The sequence below is a fragment of the Pseudoduganella sp. S-14 genome (assembly GCF_049913285.1).
In the GTDB taxonomy this organism is placed as follows: domain Bacteria; phylum Pseudomonadota; class Gammaproteobacteria; order Burkholderiales; family Burkholderiaceae_D; genus Rugamonas.
This window is the reverse complement of the sequence record NZ_CP183991.1, coordinates 2,139,952-2,161,777: the sequence shown is the minus strand read 5'-3', so window position 1 is coordinate 2,161,777 and position 21,826 is coordinate 2,139,952. Positions and strand designations below refer to the sequence as shown.

The 21,826-nt window shown below is 61.0% G+C and carries 20 protein-coding genes and 1 riboswitch; of the genes, 8 read left to right on the top strand and 12 right to left on the bottom strand.

Annotated features, from left to right (window positions below; translation table 11 throughout):
* Positions 1-103: 103 nt before the first annotated feature.
* From adk to ACN9MZ_RS09895, 6 genes are all read right to left on the bottom strand, one after another.
* Positions 104-760: an adenylate kinase gene (gene adk, locus ACN9MZ_RS09920; protein WP_426170479.1), complete on the bottom strand. Its 657-nt coding sequence runs from the start codon at positions 758-760 to the stop codon at positions 104-106.
* 78 nt (positions 761-838) lie between these two features.
* A complete protein-coding gene (gene kdsB, locus ACN9MZ_RS09915) occupies positions 839-1,597 on the bottom strand; it encodes a 3-deoxy-manno-octulosonate cytidylyltransferase (protein ID WP_426341978.1) in 759 nt (252 codons plus the stop codon).
* Between the two features lie 3 nt (positions 1,598-1,600).
* Positions 1,601-1,777 (bottom strand): Trm112 family protein, encoded by a 177-nt coding sequence (locus ACN9MZ_RS09910; protein WP_426341977.1) that lies wholly within the window; start codon positions 1,775-1,777, stop codon positions 1,601-1,603.
* Positions 1,758-2,837: a tetraacyldisaccharide 4'-kinase gene (lpxK, locus tag ACN9MZ_RS09905; RefSeq protein ID WP_426341976.1), complete on the bottom strand. Its 1,080-nt coding sequence runs from the start codon at positions 2,835-2,837 to the stop codon at positions 1,758-1,760. Before lpxK ends, ACN9MZ_RS09910 begins: the two co-directional genes overlap by 20 nt.
* Positions 2,837-3,256 carry an ExbD/TolR family protein gene (locus ACN9MZ_RS09900; protein WP_057260354.1) on the bottom strand — a complete coding sequence of 140 codons (420 nt, stop codon included), beginning with the start codon at positions 3,254-3,256 and terminating at the stop codon, positions 2,837-2,839. The genes lpxK and ACN9MZ_RS09900 overlap by 1 nt, the downstream gene beginning before the upstream one ends.
* Before the next feature lie 21 nt (positions 3,257-3,277).
* On the bottom strand, positions 3,278-3,883 hold the full coding sequence (locus tag ACN9MZ_RS09895) for a MotA/TolQ/ExbB proton channel family protein (protein ID WP_426170474.1): 606 nt from the start codon (positions 3,881-3,883) through the stop codon (positions 3,278-3,280).
* An 894-nt stretch (positions 3,884-4,777) separates the two neighbouring features.
* Here ACN9MZ_RS09895 and xseA point away from each other — a divergent pair.
* The 3 genes from xseA to ACN9MZ_RS09880 all read left to right on the top strand — a co-directional run bounded on the left by xseA (position 4,778) and on the right by ACN9MZ_RS09880 (position 8,161).
* Positions 4,778-6,121: an exodeoxyribonuclease VII large subunit gene (gene xseA, locus ACN9MZ_RS09890; RefSeq protein WP_426341975.1), complete on the top strand. Its 1,344-nt coding sequence runs from the start codon at positions 4,778-4,780 to the stop codon at positions 6,119-6,121.
* 67 nt (positions 6,122-6,188) lie between these two features.
* The gene (gene sodB / locus ACN9MZ_RS09885; protein ID WP_426170471.1) at positions 6,189-6,767 is read left to right on the top strand and encodes a superoxide dismutase [Fe]; all 579 of its coding nucleotides are present in this window, start codon (positions 6,189-6,191) and stop codon (positions 6,765-6,767) included.
* 389 nt (positions 6,768-7,156) lie between these two features.
* Positions 7,157-8,161: an IS110 family transposase gene (locus ACN9MZ_RS09880; RefSeq protein WP_426338545.1), complete on the top strand. Its 1,005-nt coding sequence runs from the start codon at positions 7,157-7,159 to the stop codon at positions 8,159-8,161.
* Between the two features lie 15 nt (positions 8,162-8,176).
* Here ACN9MZ_RS09880 and ACN9MZ_RS09875 read toward each other — a convergent pair whose 3' ends face one another.
* Entirely contained in the window at positions 8,177-9,202 is a 1,026-nt protein-coding gene (locus ACN9MZ_RS09875) for a zinc-dependent alcohol dehydrogenase family protein (RefSeq protein WP_426341974.1), read from the bottom strand.
* 106 nt (positions 9,203-9,308) lie between these two features.
* On the opposite strand from ACN9MZ_RS09875, the gene ACN9MZ_RS09870 reads away from it, so the two are divergent.
* Positions 9,309-10,283: a LysR family transcriptional regulator gene (locus tag ACN9MZ_RS09870; RefSeq protein WP_426341973.1), complete on the top strand. Its 975-nt coding sequence runs from the start codon at positions 9,309-9,311 to the stop codon at positions 10,281-10,283.
* Positions 10,284-10,353: 70 nt separating this feature from the next.
* Here the strand turns inward: ACN9MZ_RS09870 and ACN9MZ_RS09865 are convergent, their stop codons facing one another.
* Both ACN9MZ_RS09865 and ACN9MZ_RS09860 read right to left on the bottom strand, forming a co-directional pair.
* Positions 10,354-13,227 carry a TonB-dependent receptor gene (locus ACN9MZ_RS09865; protein WP_426341972.1) on the bottom strand — a complete coding sequence of 958 codons (2,874 nt, stop codon included), beginning with the start codon at positions 13,225-13,227 and terminating at the stop codon, positions 10,354-10,356.
* A gap of 194 nt (positions 13,228-13,421) precedes the next feature.
* Complete coding sequence (locus ACN9MZ_RS09860) at positions 13,422-13,736, bottom strand: hypothetical protein (RefSeq protein WP_426341971.1); 315 nt, start codon at positions 13,734-13,736, stop codon at positions 13,422-13,424.
* Between the two features lie 297 nt (positions 13,737-14,033).
* Between ACN9MZ_RS09860 and ACN9MZ_RS09855 the strand changes: the two genes are divergently transcribed.
* On the top strand, positions 14,034-14,531 hold the full coding sequence (locus ACN9MZ_RS09855; protein ID WP_130314940.1) for a transcriptional regulator, SarA/Rot family: 498 nt from the start codon (positions 14,034-14,036) through the stop codon (positions 14,529-14,531).
* A 28-nt stretch (positions 14,532-14,559) separates the two neighbouring features.
* Here the strand turns inward: ACN9MZ_RS09855 and ACN9MZ_RS09850 are convergent, their stop codons facing one another.
* From ACN9MZ_RS09850 to ACN9MZ_RS09840, 3 genes are all read right to left on the bottom strand, one after another.
* Positions 14,560-14,871 (bottom strand): hypothetical protein, encoded by a 312-nt coding sequence (locus ACN9MZ_RS09850; protein WP_229209914.1) that lies wholly within the window; start codon positions 14,869-14,871, stop codon positions 14,560-14,562.
* A 3-nt stretch (positions 14,872-14,874) separates the two neighbouring features.
* The gene (locus ACN9MZ_RS09845; protein ID WP_426170461.1) at positions 14,875-15,531 is read right to left on the bottom strand and encodes a thiol:disulfide interchange protein DsbA/DsbL; all 657 of its coding nucleotides are present in this window, start codon (positions 15,529-15,531) and stop codon (positions 14,875-14,877) included.
* A 116-nt stretch (positions 15,532-15,647) separates the two neighbouring features.
* Positions 15,648-17,591, bottom strand: a complete 1,944-nt coding sequence (locus ACN9MZ_RS09840; protein ID WP_426341970.1) for a TonB-dependent receptor — start codon at positions 17,589-17,591, stop codon at positions 15,648-15,650.
* 72 nt (positions 17,592-17,663) lie between these two features.
* Positions 17,664-17,859: riboswitch (cobalamin riboswitch) on the bottom strand.
* Between the two features lie 84 nt (positions 17,860-17,943).
* Between ACN9MZ_RS09840 and ACN9MZ_RS09835 the strand changes: the two genes are divergently transcribed.
* The 3 genes from ACN9MZ_RS09835 to ACN9MZ_RS09825 are packed head-to-tail and all read left to right on the top strand — an operon-like array spanning position 17,944 to position 21,798.
* Complete coding sequence (locus ACN9MZ_RS09835; protein ID WP_426341969.1) at positions 17,944-20,133, top strand: M1 family metallopeptidase; 2,190 nt, start codon at positions 17,944-17,946, stop codon at positions 20,131-20,133.
* Positions 20,130-20,990: a hypothetical protein gene (locus ACN9MZ_RS09830; protein ID WP_426341968.1), complete on the top strand. Its 861-nt coding sequence runs from the start codon at positions 20,130-20,132 to the stop codon at positions 20,988-20,990. Before ACN9MZ_RS09835 ends, ACN9MZ_RS09830 begins: the two co-directional genes overlap by 4 nt.
* Positions 20,991-21,009: 19 nt before the next feature.
* Positions 21,010-21,798: a DODA-type extradiol aromatic ring-opening family dioxygenase gene (locus tag ACN9MZ_RS09825; protein ID WP_426341967.1), complete on the top strand. Its 789-nt coding sequence runs from the start codon at positions 21,010-21,012 to the stop codon at positions 21,796-21,798.
* Positions 21,799-21,826: the final 28 nt, after the last annotated feature.

The window sequence follows — 21,826 nt, the reverse complement described above, 5'->3', positions numbered from 1 at the left end:
CCGAACTACGTACTGCAAAACTTTGACACTTCACGGCCAGGGGGCCGCGCAACGGGCGCGCGCCCGCAATGAAAAAGCGGGCCAGGAGCCCGCTTGGTGTGATTTAGCTGTTCAGCGCCGCGAACGCGCGGTCGCGAATCTCTTCGACTGGACCAACGCCTTCGATCTTGCGATATTTCGGCGCACCAGGCTGGCCCGATTTGGCCCACTCGCCATAGTAGCCAAGCAGGACTTCGGTCTGGTTGTGGTAAACGTCCAGGCGTTTCTTGACGGTTTCTTCCTTGTCGTCGTCGCGCTGCACCAGGTCTTCGCCGGTGACGTCGTCCTTGCCTTCGACTTTAGGAGGATTGAATTTGACGTGGTACACGCGGCCCGAAGCCGGATGGCTGCGGCGGCCGCTCATGCGTTCGACGATCTGGTCGTCCGGCACGGCGATTTCCAGGACGTAGTCGATTTTGACGCCTGCATCCTTCATCGCGTCGGCTTGCGCGGTGGTACGCGGGAAGCCGTCAAACAGGTAGCCATTGGCGCAATCGGCCGCTTTCAGGCGGTCTTTCACCAGGCCGATGATGATGTCGTCCGAAACCAGTTGGCCCGCGTCCATCACTTTTTTAGCGGCCAGGCCCAGTTCAGTACCTTCCTTGATTGCCGCACGCAGCATGTCGCCGGTGGAAATCTGAGGGATGTTGTACTTTTCCTTGATGAAGTTGGCCTGGGTGCCCTTACCGGCTCCTGGTGCTCCTAACAGAATGAGACGCATGAATGTTCCTAAACGATTTAATAATAATTTTTGATGATGCCTTAGCCACCTTGCTAGAAACTTACCACAGAAGTTGGCTTATCCGCCACTTTTGTAGAGTGCTTGTACACGCGCCAGGTCTTCCGGGGTATCCACACCGGCGGCCGGGGCGGAATCGGTCACGTGTACGGCAATGGGATATCCATGCCACAGGACGCGCAGCTGCTCCAGGGCTTCAATCCCTTCCAGCGGCGACACTTCCAGCGCCGGATAGGCCTGCAGGAAGTCATTTCTATAGGCGTACAGCCCAATATGGCGCAAGGGCACGTAGCCGGCCGGCAGGGCCGACTTGTCCTTGGCGAAGGCATCGCGGTGCCACGGGATGGTGGCACGGCTGAAATACAGTGCGCGGCCCTGCTTGTCCAGCGCCACCTTCACCACGTTCGGGTTGAAGGCGTCCGCCGCATCGTGCAGCGGGTGAGCGCAGGTGGACATCGGCACGTCGGCGCCGATGCGGGCGGCAGCAGCCTGCAGCAGTTGCGGCTCGATCAGGGGCTCGTCGCCCTGCAGGTTGACCACGACGGCGTCGGCCGGCAAATTCATGGCGCGCGCCACTTCGGCGATGCGGTCGGTGCCGGACGGGTGGTCGGCACGGGTCATGAAAGCTTCGATGCCGTGCTGTTCGCAGGCTTCTTTAATAGAGGCGTGGTCGGTGGCGACGACGATGCGGGCCGCACCGGCTTCTTTCGCGCGTTCGGCCACGCGCACCACCATCGGCTTGCCACCGAGGTCGGCCAGTGGCTTGTTGGGCAGGCGGGTCGAGGCCAGGCGGGCCGGGATGATGACGATAAAGGACACCGCTTACTCCGCGGTGTCTGGCAGGGAGCGCGCTTCGTCGGCCCACATGATCGGGATGCCGTCGCGGATCGGGTATGCCAGGCGATCGCCTTTGCAAATCATTTCCTGGGCTTTTTTGTCGTACTCCAGAGGGCCCTTGCACACAGGGCAGACCAGGATATCAAGCAGGCGTGCGTCCACGTAGTTTCTCCACAATTTGATCGGCCAGCGCCGCGTCGATGCGAGCGCTGACTGGAACGACCCAGATTCTTGGGTCGTTGCGACATTCTTCAATTTGCCAGCATTTTACTGCATCCTTCTCCGTCACCAGAATAAAGTCGGCCTCGATATTGGCGAAAGGACGGTCTTGAAAGTCGTGATGGTCTGGCAGCGGCAACTCGACCGGCGCGATTCCCGCCGCGCGCAGCATGCCGAAAAAGCGGGCGGGATTGCCGATGCCCGCCGCCGCAACCACGCGCAGCCCGGCCCCCTGCCCCGCTGGCGGCGCTGCGCGAGCAGCCAACTCGGCCAGCGTCATGCGCTCATTGCGGTCGCCCAGGCGCTCGGCGACGTCGCCGGCCAGGCGCATCTGCCATGGCTCCCCGTCGGCAGCGCCCGGCGGCGCAACGGCAGAGGAAAGAGCCGCCGTCAGCTGCGGCGCATTGACTACGGTGAAATCGCGTTGGCGGGAGGGCGGCTCGCGCAAGGGGCCGGCCGGCAACGTCCAGCCATTGCCGACGCCGCGGCCGTCAAAGAGCACGATTTCCACATCGCGCGCCAGGGCGTAATGCTGCAAGCCGTCATCGGTGACGATCACGTTGACTTCGGGATGGGCCGCCAGCAAGGCACGCCCAGCCGCGGCGCGTGCCCGGCCGACAAACACCGGGCAGCCGGTGCGGGCCGCAATCAGGACCGGCTCATCGCCCACCTCGGCCGGCGTCGACCCGGCGCCGACTTCGCGCGGGGCGGCGTCCTTGCTGCCAAACCCGCGCGAAACAACGCCCGGCCGCAAGCCCGCCGCACGCAGTGCGTCAACCAGCCAGATGGTCAGCGGCGTCTTGCCCGTGCCGCCAATGAAAATATTCCCTACCACGACGACCGGCACCGGCAAGCGCTCGGCATGCGAGACGCCAGCCGCATACAAGCCGCGGCGCATGGCGGCCAGCCCCCTGAACAGCAGGGACAAGGGCCAGAGCGCACAGGCCAGCGCGCCCCGCCGCAACCACTCGCGCGAGAACGTCGTCTCGAGGGAAGAGGCCATTACCTGGCCTGGGCGGTCTGTGCCTCGAAGGTGACGCGCTCGAAGCCAGCCACGCGCGCCGCTTCCATCACGTTGATCACCATCTGGTGCATCGCGAACTGGTCGGCGTTGATCTTGACGATCGGGTTGGCATCCTTGGTGGCAGCCTTCATCTGCTCGGCCAGGCCGGCTACATCGTGGAACGCAACCGGCGTGCCGTTGATGGTGTAGTTGCCCTTGGCATCCACGGTCACGTTCAGGTCATTCGGCTGCTCCACCGTCTTTTCCGCGTCCGCAGTCGGCAAGGTGATTTTCAGCTCGGTGAACTTGCTGTAAGTGGTGGTGATCATCAGGAAGATCAGGATCACCAGCAGCACGTCGATAAACGGGATCAGGTTGATCTCGGGATCTTCGCGCTTCTGGCCTCGGCGGAAATTCATCGCCATAAACTGATCCCTCGCTTACTTGCGGGAGTTGTGGACTACGTCCACGAACTTGACCGCCTGCTGCTCCATGTCGATGACGAAGGAGTCAACCAGGGCGCGGAAGTGGCGATAGAACACCAGGGTCGGCATCGCGATCGCCAGGCCGAAACCGGTGTTGTACAGCGCCACCGAAATACCGTGCGCCAGTTGCGCAGGGTTGGCGCCGGCGGAATTCTGGGAACCGAAGATCTCGATCATGCCGACCACGGTACCGAACAGGCCCATCAGCGGTGCCAGGGTAGCGATGGTGCCGAGGGTGGTCAGGAAGCGCTCCAGCTCGTGCGCCACGGCGCCGCCCGCCTCTTCAATCGACTCCTTCATCACATCGCGTGGAGCGTTGACATTACGCAACGCTGCCGAAAGAACAACGCCCAGCTGGGACGATTTTTCCAGCTTGGTGATGATGTCGTTATTGATGTTTCCGCTGCGATAGACGCGAACCACCTCGTCCAGCAGTGTCTTCGGAATGATGCGCGAACGGCGCAGATACATCAGGCGCTCAACGATCAGAGCAAGGGCAACGATGGAAGCGATCAGCAGAGGCCAGATGGGCCAGCCGGCGGCCTGGAAAATTGCGAGCAAGACATACTCCTAAGAAAGAAAACCTAAACGCGCAATGTAGCGTGTCGAGAGCTATCAGGCAAGTGTGCGCATTCTACACATTTTCTGTGGACAACATTGTTAGCAATCCAGCCATTTCGCACTAAACCCATGATTTGATAATGATTTTTCCTAATGCAAAAATTTTCATCAGCTTCGCTCAGCGCAGTTCTACACATATTCTGTGGACAAAATTGTGGGGAATGGCGGCTTTTATATGCTAAGCCTTTGAAAGAAAAGCGAATTATTCTCAAGCACAAAAAATGCGCATTGGCACTTTTCCTGCTTTTGCCCATCTGTGCACTTCTTCACATATTCTGTTGATAAGATTGTTAGCAAGGCTATGCTTGAGGGGTAAAGTACTTGATCTATAAGGGTTTTCTTGCCGTGCGTAAAAATCTCGCACGCAGATTTCCCGATGCATTCCAGGCACATTTTCAGCGAAATACACAAATTCTGTGGACAAGAGTGTGAGCAAGGCGACAGGAGATGGCGCAAGTCTTTGATATGGAAAGACAATCACTTCGAGCTGAAATTTTAGGCAGCACTTTCCCCACAGCTTCTGTGGATAAAATTGTTAGCAAGGGACAGACTGGAGTGCCAAGTCATTGATTTCTAAAATGAAAGTTACCCTGCAAACATTTTCATCACGCAAGATTTCGGTCGGAAGAAGTTCCTCACACATTCTGTGGATATCTTTGTGCGTAACAGCCATGCGCTAGCGCAAAGTCTTTGATCTATAAGGAAATTCAACGATTGCCCGCTTATGTAGCATTGGCGTTTACCCTTAATAATCATGTGTTTACAAAAAATACTTGCGATATGAAGTGATATATGACATAAGCATGACCGCTTTCAAAAAGTGTGGACAGATCCATGATCAATAGCCCCGAACCCAACCAGGTCATTTCAGTCAGCGCCCTCAACCAGGCAGTTGCGCGCCTGCTGGAGCGCTCTTTCCCCTTGCAGTGGATATCTGGGGAAATCTCGAATTTCACACGCGCCAGTTCAGGCCATTGGTATTTCACCCTGAAAGATGATGCCGCCCAGGTGCGCGCCGTCATGTTCCGCGGCCGCGCCCAGTACGCCGGATTCGTGCCGCGCGAAGGCGACAGGGTCGAAGTGCGGGCCCTGGTCACCCTGTACGGCCCACGCGGCGACTACCAGATCAATGTAGAGGCAATCCGCCGGGCCGGCGTCGGGTCCCTGTTCGAAGCCTTCCAGCGCCTCAAGGAGCGCCTGGCGGCGGCGGGCCTGTTCGACAGCGAGCGCAAACGCGCCCTACCCCTGTTCCCGCGCACCATCGGCATCGTCACCAGCCCCCAGGCGGCCGCCCTGCGCGACGTGCTGATTGCGTTGCGCCGCCGGGCGCCGCATGTCAACGTAGTGCTCTACCCTGCCCTGGTGCAGGGCCAGCAAGCAGGCGCCCAGATTGCGGCCGCCATTGAAGCCGCCTCGCGACGCGCCGAATGCAACGTGCTGCTGGTGGTGCGAGGTGGCGGCAGCATGGAAGACCTGTGGTGCTTCAACGAGGAAGTGGTGGCTTACGCCGTCGCCAATTGCACTGTGCCGGTTGTGTCCGGAGTTGGCCACGAAACCGACTTCACCATTTGCGACTTTGCCGCCGACGTGCGTGCTGCCACGCCAACCGCCGCAGCCGAACTGGCGGCAACGCCGCGTGCCGACTGGCTCGGTTCCTTGCGCGCCGATGCCACCGACCTGCGCCGCGCCATGCGCCGCGCCCTCAGCGACGCCACGCAGACGCTGGACAACCTGCAGCGCCGCCTGCTCAGTCCGACGGCCCGCATCGCCCAGCAGCGCATGCAGTTGCAAAGCCTGTCCACCGCCATGATGCACGCAACGCGCAACCCGCTGCAGCAGGCCCGCTTCACGGTCGACCGGCTGGCCGGCCGCCTGGCCGCGCGCAAGCCCGACGCGAGCAAGGCACGTGCCGCCATGGAAGCCTTGCAGCATCGCGCCGGCGCCAGCATGCGCGCGCAACTGCTGCAGCGGCGCGATGCCCTGAATGCGCTGTCGGCGCAACTGGAATTACTGAATCCCCAGCGCACGCTGGAGCGCGGCTACGCCATCGTCACCGATGCCGCCGGCGCCGTACTGCGCGACCCGGCGCATATCAAACCGGGGCAGCCGCTGGGCGTCCGCCTGGCCGAAGGCAGCGCCCAAATCGGCGTGGCCAACGTGCAACCGACGCTTACCTAGCGTTCGTATTAGAATAGTGGCCGTTTCGGCAAAAATAACTTTTCGTCTCAATCAAAAGGAAACATTCATGGAACATACCCTGCCACCACTGCCGTATGCGATGGACGCACTGCAGCCGCACATCTCCAAGGAAACCCTGGAATTCCACTACGGTAAGCATCACCAGGCTTATGTCACCAACCTGAACAACCTGATCAAGGGCACCGAGTTCGAAAACCTGTCCCTGGAAGAGATCGTGAAGAAGTCTTCCGGCGGCGTGTTCAACAACGCAGCCCAAGTGTGGAACCACACCTTCTACTGGAACTGCATGGCTCCCAACGCCGGCGGCGCACCAGCTGGTGCCCTGGCTGACGCCATCAACGCCAAGTTCGGCTCCTTCGACAACTTCAAGGCAGAATTCACCAAGTCCTGCGTGGGCAACTTTGGTTCTGGCTGGACCTGGCTGGTGAAGAAGGCTGACGGCTCCGTCGAGATCGTCAACACCTCCAACGCCGCCACCCCGCTGACCGGCGCCGACAAGCCGCTGCTGACCTGCGACGTGTGGGAACACGCGTACTACGTCGATTACCGCAACGCACGTCCTAAGTACGTTGAAACGTTCTGGAACCTGGTGAACTGGAACTTCGTGGCCCAGAACTTCGCTTGATCGCGGTTCTTCGCCCCATCAAAAAGCCCGCCACGAAGCGGGCTTTTTTTCGACCCAACTCGAGGTCAATTCGGGGTCAGGTCTGTCATTCGGACAGCTAGCGCTCTCATTTGATATTTCTCAATACGCAAATTCCACCGAATTTGCATATTGAGATTTCTCAAACAAGTCGTGCAGGTGTCCAAATGACAGACCTCGTATATTGAATCTGCACCTTTGGAAGAAGATATTAGGATTCTGAAGGCGGCGGGGCAAGGTCTCACCGAACAGAGTGGAAGCCATTGAGCTTGTGGGTCAGATAGGTGACCTTGCCCACTTGTTCATCTGGACGCCGGACGGTATCTTAGGTCGCCCCTTGGGTAAGCCTGCATACGAGAAAGGTGGACGAGATGAATACGCCGGTCGTAGGGATTGATGTCAGCAAGCGTAAGTTGGATGTAGCCTTGCTAGTTGATGGCAAAGTCAAGGCGAAAGCAGTTCCGAACTCCCAAGAAGGATTCGCAGAGCTGGAAGTCTGGCTGAACAAGCAGAAGATTTCTCTGCTGGAAACCCATATTTGCCTTGAGTCGACAGGCGTCTATAGCGAACCTATCGCCCTGTATTGGTTTGACAAAGGGATTAAAGTCAGCTTGGTCAATCCGAACTGCATCAAAAGTTTTGGCAGCAGCGAGAATATCCGCAACAAGAACGACCAAGTTGATGCTGGATTAATTGCTCGCTACTGTGCAGCGATGGCGCCGCCATCTTGGGATGCGCCATCACGTGAACAGCGCCAGTTACGGGCCTGGGGCAACAGGCTGACTGCACTTCAAGATATGCGCCAGCAGGAGTTGAATCGTTTAGAAGCGCATGAAACAGCCAAACAACAGGATGTTATCCCTCATGTCCAGGCTCATATCAAATGGCTGGATGCGCAAATTGCGCAAATAGCACGGGATATCGACGATCACATTGACCGCCATCCAGGGCTTAAACAGGATGCAGAGCTCATTGAAAGCATTCCCGGGCTAGGCCGTACGACAGCGGTAAAGGTCTTAGGCCACGTGGGGGATGTTCGGCGCTTCGGAAATGCGAAGGCGCTTGCAGCGTTCATCGGGGTCACACCCAGGCAACGACAATCCGGAACCTCAATACGAGGCCGGACAATGATGACTCGTATGGGGAACAAACACCTGCGAGCAGCTTTATTCCTGCCAAGCCTCGTTGCAAAACGTCACAACCCTATCCTGAAGCAGTTTGGCCAACGTTTAGAGGCCAACGGCCTCTCCAAAATGGCCGTCGCCGGCGCAATTATGCGCAAGTTAGTGCACTTGATTTACGGGGTAGTTAAGTCAGGCAAGCCCTTTGACCCGAAATACATGGAAAAAAGGCTTGCCGTCCAAGACGGTATCTGACCCCGAATTGAAGAATCAATAGCGCGGCTTGACGCTGATCACGACTTTGCCGAAGTGGCTGCCGGATGCGAGGTGCTGGTAGGCCTCGCGCGCCTCGTGGATGTCGAACACGCGGTCCACCACCGGCTTGATGTTGCGCTGGGAGACCAGGCGCGACAAGTCTTCCTGCATCTTGCGGCTGCCGACGTAAATGCCGCTCATGCTTTTGCCGCCAATGACAATGCCGAGCAGTTGAACGCTGGTTTCGAAGCCGCCGCCCAAGCCGCCAATCACGGCCACCTTGCCGCCCATGCCAGCCGAGGCAATCGAGCGCGCCAGCGTATCCTGTCCCCCCACTTCCAGCACCAGGTCGACGCCCTGGCCGTTGGTGGCGCGCAGCACTTCTTCCTGCCATTCAGGCGTCTTGCGGTAGTTGATCAACACGTCGGCGCCCAGGGCACGTGCCCGTTCCAGCTTGGTGTCGCTGGACGAGGTGACGATGGTGCGTACGCCCGCCGCCTTGGCCAGTTGCAGCGCCCACACCGACACGCCGCCGGTACCCAGCAACAGCACCGTATCGCCAGCTTTCACGCCGCCTTCCACGAACAGCGCATTCCAGGCCGTGACGCCGGCGCAGGTCAGCGTGGCTGCTTCTTCATAACTCAGGTGCGCCGGCACCGCGACCAGTCCGCCTTCCTTGATCACCAGTTCTTCGGACAGCACGCCATTGCTACCTGCGCCCAGCGTCACTGCCGTCTTGCCGGGCGTGACCTTGCCCTCTTCCCACTCAGGGAAAAATGTGGTCGCTACGCGGTCGCCGACGCGGAAACGTTCAACGCCCGGGCCTACCTCGACCACTTCGCCGGCCGCGTCGGAACCCGGCACCACTGCGCCTTCGCCGCTGGTCGGGTAAGTACCCTGCGCCACCATCAGGTCGCGATAATTCAGCGAAACCGCGCGCACCTTTACGCGGACCTCGTGGTATTGCAGTTCACGTTTCTGCAGCTTGACGGCTTCCAGGCTGTCGATACCGCCGCCGGGGGTGATTTGGTATGCATGCATTTGGATCTCCTTACAAGTTGTGGTTAAGTGAGAAGAACTATATAGTTTCCACGTGATCCACAGTGGTGGAGTTTTATCGACAGATTGTCGCCTAAAGGGAAACAATATGAATGAACGCCTGAATGGCATCAACGTCTTCGTGCAGGCCGTGGAGGCAGGCAGCTTTTCGGCGGCGGCCACGCGGCTGCACCAGACCCGTTCCGCCGTGGCCAAGGCCATCGCGCGACTGGAAGAACGGCTGGGCGTGCGCCTGTTCCATCGCACCACGCGCAGCCAGGCCCTGACCGAAGCGGGCCAGTCCTATTACGAGCGCTGCGTGCGCGCTCTTGCCGAACTGGATGCAGGCGAAGCCTGCATCGGTACCGGCCGTAGCGAGCCGACCGGCCGCTTGCGCATCAGCGTGCCGGTGCTGTTCGGCCGGCAGTTTGTGGCGCCGCTGATGATGGACCTGGCCCAGCGCTACCCGCAACTGACCATCGATATCTCGTTCAGCGACCGGGTGGTAGACCTGCTGGATGAAGGCTTCGATCTGGGCCTGCGCGTCGGTCCGCTGCCGAACAGTACCAGCCTGGCTGCGCGCCCCCTGGGCCAGCAGCGCATGCTGATCTGCGCCGCGCCCTCCTATCTGCAGGCGCACGGCGAACCACGGGACGTACAGCAAGTCTGCGAGCGCGATGGCATCCTGTACTCGCGCGGACGCGTGGTGAAAGAATGGACGGTCGCCATGGCGGACGGCCGCACGCACGACCTGCTGCCGCGGCAGCGCATGCTGGTGGATGACTTGCAGGTGATTGCCGACGCGGCAGCGCGCGGCATGGGCCTGGCCTGGCTGCCCTGCTGGCTGGTGGCCCCGTATGTGAAACGGGGCGAACTGAAGGTGCTGTTCGATTGCGGCGAAATGGAAGCCTCGCGCATGCACCTGGTGTGGCCCCATACGCCCTACATGCCCGCCAAGCTGCGGGTCGCAATCGACACGCTGCTTGAAGTTACGCCGATCTACCTGGCGAGCGCGGAGGAGAACCCCGCGATCCCGCTGGCGGCAGATCACCTGCGCCAGCGCCGGGAGCGGCCGAGCGCATGAAAAAGGGCGTTGCCGGTGTGAACCGAGCAACGCCCTGTATGGCTAGCGGGGTCTTCTTGACCGTCGAGCCTTACATCCTCCAGCGCAAGGCTGCCGAGACCGAACGTCCGATCTGGACCGTGCCGAAATTGGTCAACTGCGCGTTACCCGCATTGCCGAAGTGGTAGTACTGCTGCTGCATTTCGTTCGTCAAGTTGACGCCACTGATATCGAACGACATGTTGTCGTTGATTTTGTAGGAGATTTGCATGTCCACGCTCTTTTCCGGATGACGCCAGATACCAATCGGATTGGCAAACAAGGCGGCTTCGTTCCGGTCCAGGAAGCCCGAGCGCCAGACATAGGACAAGCGCGCGCTGACCGGGCCCTTTTCGTACGCCAGAGTGGCGTTGTAGGAGCTCTTGGACACGCCGAAGAACGGCGTCTCGAGTTGCGAGACGATGACGCCGGCATCATTGGCGTCAGGCACGTTCTGCGAGGAGGTCAGGCGCGTATAGCTGCCCTGGACGCCCAGGCCGTCCAACAGGCTCGGCAGCCCCTTCGGGAAGTAAATGAAGCCGAGCTCGGCGCCCTTGATCGTGCCGTTGGAGGCGTTGACCGGCGAGTTGATGACGTAGTCATAGCCGTTCGTATGGTCGCCGCCCGAGGTCGAGTTGCGGAACGGGTCGTTGGCCGGATCGACGTGAACCTTGTGACGCAAGCTCACGACCAGGCCGTCGATCTTGCGCTGGAACAGCGTGCCGTAGAATGCGCTGTCTTTCTGGAAATACCACTCGGCTGTCAGATCGAGGTTCTTGGAGTGCGTCGGTTTCAGGTCCGGATTGCCGCCGCTGCCCGAGCCATAACCCACCTTGGAAACGTCGTCGTTGAGCTGCAAGATAGGATTCAGATCGCCGAAGCTCGGGCGGCGCAGGGTTTCACCATAGTTGAAGCGCAGCACGACGTCCTTGGATGGATCGTAAATCAGGGTCATGCTGGGCAGGACCTTGCTGGCCGACTTGCTGGCATTGGACGAGGTCACCGCCTTGGTGGTGGGATCAACCTTATAGAAGGTCATGTCGGTATCGACCTTGACATAGCGCACGCCGAAATTGCCGCGCAGGCGGTGGCCGAACAGTTCGTTCTGGGTATTCCCCATCAGGAAGAGGTTGTTCGTCTTTTCATCGACCTCGAACGTCTTCTGCAGGCTCAGTTTGTCGGTCGTCAGGAAGTTCGCATCGACCGAGTTATAGAGCTTGCGCCAGTCGTCGATGTGGTCGCGGATGTAGTAGGCATTCGGCTCCACCCATGAGCGCGGAACGTCCGAGATGTCCGTGCCGAAGTTCGAGTTGGTGGAGGAATACGCCGGACCCAGCGAGGCGAGCGTGCGGCCCAGGTTGCCCGATTGCGTCCGGTTGGCCTCCGACGCCTTGCGGTCGTCGAAGCGCACGCCGAACTGGATCGTCTCCAGTGCGCCCCAGTTGGCATCGTAGACGCCCGCCAGATTGGCCGTCGCGGCGCTGCCTTTGTTGCGATTGGCGTTATCGAAGAATTGCGCAACATTCCACTTGGCCGGGTCGGTCAGTTCGGCATCGTCGTTGAAATGGAACGCAGTGTTGTTGCCGCCGGCATTGAAGTCGACGTTGATCGACGGTGCAACGCGATCAATCCGGGTGGCCGTGAATTCCGAGTGATAGGTGCTGGATTGGTACGACAGGTCACCTTCCAGCCTCAGGCGATCGCCAAGATCCCACTTGCCGTTCAGGGCATAGATGCGGGAATCGGTTGCCGACGTGGTGTAGTCGCCGCTGTTGAAACCATAGACGTTATTGACTTGACGGCTCTTGATAACGTTCGTTCCCGGGAACGTCGTAATCGTCCCCGCAGGGTTGCTGCCGAGATCCCCCCACCAGTCAACAAAGCTGAACAGCAAGCGGTTGAAGGACTTGTCACGGTACCCGTTGTACATCGATTCGAAGGTGTAGACCGAATCGGCGTTCGGTTTCCACTGCAAGGCGAGATTGGCGGCAGGACGCTTTCGCTCCCCCTGGACGTCGCTCTGGAAAACAGCGTCACGCGCGAGGTAGTAAGGATAAGCTTTGCCGTTGAAATCCAGCTTTGAACCCTCTGCCATCGGCAAGCCGGCATGGGTGCCTGGCGTCCAGATCTTGTTGTCGAAGATGCGCTGCAAGGGCGTGTAACCTGGAGGAACTTCGGCGGCATTGGGGCTGGTGAACGGCACCATGGCACCCGGGGTCACGCTTTCATTGCGGTAATTCGTCTTGTTGGCCGACAGATTGACCAGGGCGCCGATTTCGCCGACGCCGGTCTGCCAGCGGTTGCTTAACATGCCGCTGAGCTGCGGGTTGGCCTTTTTCGCGGGATCGAGATAGGTTTCACGCACCGACAGCGAAGCTTTTGGCCCCTTGAAATCGAACGGCCGCAGCGACTTGACGTCAACCTGGCCTGCAATGCCGGTGTCCAGCTGGCTGGCGTCGCGCGTCTTGTAGACGTCGATCTGACGCACCAGGGTCGAAGGGATGTCCTGCAGCGCAACCTGGGTGCCCGACGCGGTGAAGATATTGCGGCCGTTCCAGGTGGTTTGCACGTCCGGCAGGCCACGAATGGACAAGGTGCCGACTTCGCCGCCGGAACGGTTGGTGACCTGGATCCCTGTCACGCGCTGCAGCGCTTCAACGACATTATTATCGGGCAGCTTGCCGATGTCTTCGGCAACGACCGATTCCAGGACCTGGTCGCTGGTGCGCTTGATCGCCAGGCTCTTGATCATCGATGCCTTGACGCCGGTGACGATCACGGTCGCGTTGTCAGCCGGCTCCTTTTTTTCGGCGACGACGTCAGGATTGGCCTGCGCGGCTTCCTGCGCCCAGACCGATGCGCTGCTCAGCAGGCCAGTGGCCAGCATGCAGGCGACGGTGGTTTTCAAATTTAACTGGTGTTGCATGTGCGGTCTCCCTGAGTTGGTTTTTGTTAAAACCGAATGTAGGGGATCAAGCGGGATGCAATCCAATTAAATCTTTTCCGACTTTAATACCAGTTTTGATATCGAGCAGCGGCGCGGCCCAGGGAAGAAAGCACGTTCGTGCCGCTTCCCGGCCCTCCCTGCCGGGGTGGGTTGTAGTCTTGTAGCAACAGCCTTTAGCTGCCGCGTTCGACGTCGTCGCGTTCCTGGCGTTTCGCGTCGGGCAGCGATTCGACATGATCGACATCGATATCGCCACCATCCGGGGCCGGCGTATCGCGGCCGACACTGGCGCGTTCGCCGGTGCCCTGGGCATCGGAATCACTGTCGAGTTCAGTGTCGCCGGGCCCTGGCGGGCGCGCGCCTTGCAGGTCGCTGCCGGAATCGGATGAATCGCTGGGGCCAAGAGCCCCGGTGCCATGCCCCTTGTTGACTTCGCGGTCAGGCTGGGCTGGCATATTGTCCGGGTCGAGGGTACTGGTTCCTGACATGGTGTCCTCCTGTTTCCAATAATCTAACGAAATCAGGGGCCAAGTGGCGCAGTGTTGGAAGTTGCCAACACTATGTTACATGAGCAATAAAGCTGAAACATCTTCGGCCGTATCTGGCTTGTACCAAATTTCCCCTGTAAGTATAAGGTTTTCCCAATATGTAACTTTCAAAAAAGACGCAACCCAAGCGTCACCGACGCTTTCGTTTGGGGTTTGATACAGATCAAAAAGGCATTTACCTTAGGTCAACACTAGTACAATTCAGGCTTGAACAAATTGCACAGGAGTGCCTGCAGAATGAGTAGTTTTGACGCAACCAATAAGCGCCTGAAAAATATTCATACTCGCATCCCGGAATTCCCGGAAGATCTGGTACGCCTGCTGCGCATGACCTATCACGTCCAGAAACGCATGAAGGACCTGGCGAATTCGGTGCTGCGCAAGTATGACCTGGTCGATGCCAGCTATATGGTGCTGGCGGTGCTGTATGGGTCGGAGAATGAAACTTCGACGGCGTCCAACCTGGGCGAAGCCTGCATGGAAAAGCCGGCCAACCTGACCAGGGTCTGCAACGACCTGGAAGCGCAAGGCCTGATCACCCGCGGCAACCGCCCGGGCGACCGCCGCTGCGTGATGATTACCCTCACCGATGCCGGCCGCAACTTGATCGAGCAGGTGATGCCGGAAGTCTGGTCGCGCACCACCCGCGCTTACGACGGCTACAATGGCGACGATATCCGCGTGCAGGAACAGCTCTTCAAGCGCCAGCTTGCCAACCTCGACGTCACAGCCTGATTAAAAAAATGGGGTACGTCCCCATTTTTTATTTCTGGGGCTTGGTGTGCTTCATTGCGTAGTACAGGTGTTGCCACCAGTGCTCGCGTGACTGCACGCTCAGCATGCACTGGCGGTCGATCTCTTCCTTGAAGACGCGGTCGCGGCATTGCATATTGGCCAGCGCATTGCGCTGGTTCTCGGCATTCACCACGGCCAGCACGAGCCAGAACACCAGCCCGGACAACAGGACTACCAGCGTCCAGGCAAAATGGTTGACCCAGGTGCGCTGTACCAGGCCGGCCTCGTCAGGGGCCGACTCCCGGAACGCACGCATCACGCCTTCTTCACGTTGATCCATGTCTTACTTCTTGGTCGCTGCAGCCTTGGCTACCAGGTAGTCGGCAACTGCCAGGGCGGCTGCCTGGGACTGGTCTTCCGGCTGGCCTGGACGACCGGCCATTGATGGGGAAGTCACGTAACGGCCATCGATCACCAGGGTTGGCGCACTGTCCACCTTGTACTGGGCGATGATGGTCTCCATGCGCTTCATTTTAGACTCGACGCTGAAGGATTTGTAGACGCTTTCGTACTTGGCCTTGTCGACGCCGGCGCTCACCACCACGGCGGTCACGTCGTCCTCGCGCATCAGGCGCTTGTGCTCTTTGTGGATGGCGTCAAACAGCTTCTGGCTGGCTGGTTCCAGCGTGCCCATGGTTTCCAGGGTTACGTAGGCGCGTGCGAGCACGTCTTTTTCACCGCGGGCAAAGTGGATGCGGCGGAAGTGGATCTTGTCGGCGTTCTGCTTGACCCAGGCCGACATGCGCGGTTCGAGCGCATTGCAGTGCGGGCAAGTGAACATGAAGAACTCGACCACTTCGACCTTTTTACCCTGGGCTTCGGTGCGCACCGGGGTGTCGAGGACCGTATAGTCAACGCCTTGTTTCGGCTCGGCGGCATAGGCGCCGGCAGCGGTGAACATCAGGGCGGCAGAAGCAAGCAGCAGTCGCAGCAAACGCATGGTCATCCTTACAGGTAAATGGTAAACGCCGCGAGATTACCATTTTTTGCGGGCCGTGATCAGCCCCGTGGGCCAAAATGGCGCCAACGGGGCATTTTTAAGCCTGTTTTAAGCGCTTAAAAGTCGTAGCGCGCCGATACTTTCAGTTGACGGCCACTGTTCGGGTAGATGCCTGCGCGGCAGCTGAAGGCCTGGCTGAAATGCTCCTTGTCGAACATGTTCAGCGCGGTCACCCCCAGTTCCCATTGGCCGAACTTGCGCGCATAGCGGCCATCGACCACGGTGTAAGCCGGCATGCGTGCATCGCAGCTGTTGTCGAAATCGCTGCCGTAGCGCTGCTTGCCGACGCGCTGCACGCCAATGTCGGCGCTCTGGCCGTCGGACGGCAGCCATGCCAGGCGCACGGTCAGGATGTTCTTCGGCACCAGCGCCAGTTCGCGGCCGGCGTTGGGACCGGAGCGGAACTCGGCGTCCACCTGCTGGAAGTGGCCTTGCACCTGCCATTGCGGCGCGAAGCGGTAGCTGCCATCGAGCTCGAAGCCCTTGCGCTGGGTTGGCGCCAGGTTGGTGTTGGCGCCGAACATGCCTGCGGTCGGGTCGTAATAGATTTCGTTGTCCAGGTTGTGGCGGAAGATGCGCGCGTCAAGCTTGGCGGCGCCCTGCGCGTAACCAAGGCCGATTTCAGCATCGTGCGAAGTCTGGGTTTCCAGCGGCTTGTTGGCCTGCGGGGTGAAACCGTTCTCGTCGGAGTTGGCGACGCGGTAGCTCTGGCCCATCTTGGCCCACGCTGTCAGGCCGGGCGCGGCGAGCATGCTGCCCTGCACTTCCCAGGCGTTGTTGGCTTGCTTGACGCTGTAGGTGGCGGTGGTGAACGGCACTGCATCGACCGAATCCTTGTCGAACAGTTCGCGGCGCACGCCGGCGGCAAGGCGGAATTGCTGCGGGCCGGAGAACTTCATTTCGTCGCGCAGGTAGAAGGCCTTGCTGCGCTGTGTGGCGTCTGCGGCGGAGAAGGACGCGCTGGTGACGCGGTTCCAGCGGCCGAAGTCAAGGCCGGCGACCAGCTCATTCAGCATGCCGTCGAACTGGCCAAGGTGGCGCACGCGCGGCGAGAACTGGGTCTGCTTCGTGTCGTAGGCGGAACTGGAGACGCCCCATGGGCTGAAGTAAGTGGCTTCCGCTTCCTTCTTGCGATGCGACAGCTCGGCAGCCAGGTCGAAGGCGCCTACCTTGTGCTCCCAGGCCGCGGTATAGCGGTCGCTATCGAGCTTGCCGAAATCGTTCGGCGTCAGGGTCTGGCGCGGATTGGCGTTGAATTGCGCTTCCGTCAGGCTGCCGGCGAAGCGCTGGTCCTGGCGGGCGATGTCGGCACGCAGCGAGAAACTGCCCACGCCGGTGCTGAACTTCACGCCGCCGTTAAGGCGCGACTGCTTGAATTCATTGTTGTCGCGGTAGTTGTCGGAGCGCTGGTGGCCGGCCGAGGCGTCGAAGGCGAAGCCGTCGAAGGCCTGTGCCACGCTGGCGCGCACTTCGCCGCTGTCAAACTGGCCCAGCTCAGTGAACATATTGCCGCTGCGCTGGCCGGCTTGCGGGCGCCTGGTGGTGATCTGGATCACGCCGCCGGTGGCGCCTTCGCCATACAGCACGCTGGCGCCGCCGCGCATGATGTCGATACGCTCCACCATGTCGATCGGAATGGTGGACAGGGTTGCGCTCGACAGCTCGTTTTCGTTCAGGCGCACGCCGTCCAGCACGATCACCACGTTCTGGTCGCTGTTGGTGCCGAAGCCGCGCAGGTCGAGGCCGAAGTCGGGGCTGCCGGTCAGGCTCTGGCGGCCGTACACGCCGCCAATCTTGCGGATCGCCTGGCTGACGTCGGACACGCCGGCGCGGCGGATGTCGGCCGCGGTGATGGTGGTGGCGCCGATCGGCAGCAGCGACGGATCGCTGGCGAAGCGGGAACCGGAAACGACAACGGTGTTCGATTGGGCTTGGGCCGCTGCGGCAAAGCACAGGGCAACCGCTGCGGCAACGGCGCAGCGCGAAGTGATGAAGGTCATGACAACTCAGTAGAAAGAGTATCCGCCTGCGTCCCCGCAGCCGGAATCCACAGAAGACGAACCCTGCGCGGGCGCGCTTCCACCTCCCTGGCCGGTATCCGGGCTGGCAAGACTGACCGGGCCACCTTCCTGCAGCAGCAGTGGCTAATTGGCGCGGCCTGCCGTCTTAATGACGGCGCTTGCGTACCGTTGCGGGGGCAGCACATTGCGTTTCCCGTTTAACTGCCTCCATGAACAGGAGGCGGGCACCAAGGCGCCGCCATTATACGCCGGTTAAAGTTGACATAAAAGTTTGGCAATCGGCTGCCACCCGGGATATATTTTAGTGTTGCAAAAAACTCAATGGAGACTTATGCGCATCACTCACCTTTTAGCCACGGCCGCCCTGTTGGGCGGGGTCGCGGTCCAGGCCAGCCTGTGGGCCGGGGACGCGACGCCCGCCACCGTGCCGGAAGCCGGTAGCGGCATCGCGCTGGCGCCAGCCAAGGCGGCCGCCGTCATGCAGCCCAGCGCTCCCGGGGCCTGGGGCGGCATCCGCACCGGACAGGAGGCCACGCTGTCCGACCGCGTGGTGGACTACCAGATCGAAGCCAGCCTGGATCCGGTCAGGCACACCATCGACGCCAAGCAGCGCCTGACCTGGCGCAACCGCAGCGCCGAACCGGTGCGCAGCGTCTACCTGCATCTGTATCTGAATGCCTTCCAGAACGGCTACAGCACCTTCCACACCGAGCAGCGCAAAACCGGCAGCGGCATTCGCAACAGCGCCCTGAGCAAAGATGGAGAATGGGGCTACACCGAATTGCGCAGCGTGCAGCAAGGCGGGGCCAAGGTGCCATGGACTTTCGTGCATCCCGACGGCGGCCCGGCGTCCGACCAGACCGTCGTGCGCCTCGACCTGCCGCAGGCTGTCGCCCCCGGTGCCAGCACCACGCTCGATATCGCCTTTTTCGACCAGCTGCCGCGCGTGATGGCGCGCAGCGGCTACTTCGACAGCTTCCATCTGGTGGCGCAATGGTTCCCCAAGGTCGCCGTACTGGAACTGCCGGGCGAACGGGGCGCCACCGCCGTGCGCTGGAACGCGCATGAATACCACGCGGAATCCGAGTATTACGCGGACTTTGGCAGCTATGACGTCAGGCTCACGGTTCCCAAGGAATATACCGTGGCAGCCACCGGCGAACTGCAGGGCGCGCCGCAGGAAAAGGACGGCAAGCTGACCCACCATTTCGTGCAGGGCGACGTGCACGATTTCGCGTGGACCGCCGACAAGCGCACTGCGGCACCGCTGACCGGCACCTGGACCGGGCCCGGCAGCCCGCAGGTAAAGATCACCGTGCTCTATCCGCCGGAATTCGCATCCAACGCGGCGCCTGCCTTGCAGGCCACCAAGGATTCGCTGGACTACTTCTCGAAGACCCTCGGCCCCTATCCATACAAGACCGTGACGGTGGTCATTCCTCCACATAACGCCAGCGAAGCGGGCGGCATGGAGTACCCCACCTTCTTCACTGTCGACAACTTCGCCGGCCTGAAGCCGGGCACGTTCGCATCGGCGGCGCTGGATTTCGTCACCATTCACGAATTCGGCCATGGCTACTTCTACGGCATCCTCGCCAGTAACGAGTTCGAAGAGCCGATGCTGGACGAAGGACTGAACGAGTACTGGAACCAGCGCATGCTGCGCGATACGGGCCGCAAGGCGCACCTCACGACGCCGTTCCTGCGCGCGATCGGATTTGCGCCCACCATCAAGGGCTTCGAGTTCGAACGCCAGGGCACGCCGCGTGACGAACCATCCGACCCGCTGGGCCAGAACGCTTATACCCGCCTGCAAGGCATTGGTCCGGTGTATTCGCGCACCACCCTGGTCATGCATGACCTGGAAGCGCAGCTGGGCAAGGAAACCATGGAGCGCGCCTTCAAGGAATATTACCGACGCTGGAAATTCCGCCACCCAAGCGTGGCTGATTTCCGTGAGACGCTGGCCGAAGTCAGCGGCCAGCGCCAGCTGGTGGAAACCGTCTTCGCGCGGCAGGTCTATGCCGCCACGCGCGTGGACGACCGCATTTCCTCCTTCACCAGCGAAGAGGTGCTGCCACTGCCGGGCCGGCAAATGAAAGGCGGCAAGCTGGCCGACTTGACCGAAGACCAGGTCGACAAGCACGTCGAACAGCTGCGCGATGCATGGGAAAAGGCCAATCCGAAAGCCAAGCCGGGCACTGGCCCGTTCCCCTACCTGACAAGGGTCACCGTGCGCCGGCGCGGCGCCGATGTCCTGCAGACGCTGGTGGTCACTTTCGCCGATGGCACCAAGGAGACCGTACTCTGGGGCGGTGAACAGCGCTGGCATACCTACGAGTGGACCAAGCCCGTGAAAGCGGTATCGGCCCAGCTCGACCCGGAAAGCAAACACCTGCTCGACATCAGCAAGCTCGATGACAGCCGCACCTTGAAGAAGGACGGCAGCGCCTCGCGCCGCTGGACCTTCGACCTGGCCGCCATCGTCCAGACCCTGCTCTCTTTCATCGCCACAGTATGAAGCTGACAACCAACCTCAAACACGCGGCCCGCGCCGCCCTGCAATGGCGCCTGATGCTGATCTGGCTGATCGCCGTGCTGCTGCCGACAGCCCTGCTGGCCCTGCCCATCTGGAACAGCCTGTCGCCGCTGCTGGATAACTCGGTGCGCGCCCCCGAACTGGCGCGCGCGCTCGACGGCCTCGCTTTCACCGACATGGCTGCCGAACTGCGGCGCAACGCCGTTTCGCTGCAGGCCGGCGGCATCGCAGCCCTCGTCCTGACCCTGCTTCTGTCGCCGTTCCTGACCGGCGCCATCGTCACTGCCGGCCGCGCGCAGCAAACCGCCACCTTGCGCGAGCTGTGCGCAGGCGGGGTCGCCGAATACCCGCGCATGTTCCGCATGCTGCTGTGGGCGATCGTGCCGCTGGGTGTGGCGTTTGCATTGGGCGGTGCGCTGGCGGAAGCTGCCGAAACCTGTGCCGGCAAGGCTGTACAGGAAGCCGATGCGGCACACTGGCAGTTGACAGCCACGGTCGCCGCCTCCCTGCTGGTGGCGCTGGCCAACCTGACGCTCGATGCCGGCCGCGCCCAGTTGGCGATCGACCGCCGCCGCACTTCCGCCGTCAAGGCCTGGTGGTGGGGCGTCAAGCTTCTCTTGCGCCGGCCAGCAGCCATGCTGGGCGCCTACACCGTACTGACCGTAGCCGGCCTGCTGCTGGCGGCACTGCTGGCCGTGGCGCGGCTGAATGTGGCGGGCAGCAATGCCGCGCTGCTGGTGGCGGCGTTCGTGCTGGCGCAGTTGATCGCCCTGGCCATGGCGTGGATGCGCGCCGCCCGCCTGTTTGCGCTGATGTCGCTGTCTGCAACGAATCGCTGAGCGGGGTATATTGGTGGGCATGACTACCTTGCCCACCTTCTTCCTGTCCCACGGCGGCGGCCCGTGGCCCTGGATGCGTGACCAGTTCGGCAACGCTTACGACCAACTCGATGCATCGCTGCGCGACTTGCCGCGCCAGGCCGGCGGCAAGCCGAGGGCCCTGTTGGTCGTCACCGCTCATTGGGAGGGACGCGACTTCCTCGTTTCATCGTCGGCCAGGCCGCCGATGATCTATGACTATGGCGGCTTCCCGCCGCATACTTACCAGATCCAGTACCCCGCCCCCGGTTCGCCGGAACTGGCCACACGCGTGGCCGACCTGCTTGGCGGACGGGCGCGCCTCGATCCGGAGCGCGGTTTCGACCATGGCACGTTCAGCGCCATGTACCCCGCCTTCCCGCAGGCCGACATCCCGATCGTTCAGCTTTCGCTGCGTCATGGGCTGGATCCGGCCGAGCACCTGGAGGTCGGCCGGCTACTGCGGCCTTTGCGCGATGAAGGCATCCTCATCATCGGCAGCGGCCTGAGTTACCACAACCTGCGCGCATTCAACGCCGCCGGCGCAGAGGCTTCACGCCTGTTCGATGCGTGGCTGGGCGAGACCATGGCGGCGGCGCCGCATGAACGCACGGCGCGCTTGCTGGAATGGGAACGGGCGCCGGCGGCGCGCATGGCGCATCCGCGCGAGGAGCATTTGCTGCCGTTGATGGTGGTGGTGGGTGCGGCCGAGGATGCGGCCGCCGAAGTCGTGTATCACGAAGACCGCTTCATGGGGGCGCTGGCAGTCAGCAGCTTCAAACTGGGTTAAAACCGGTAAACCAGGGTCAGACCCAAGG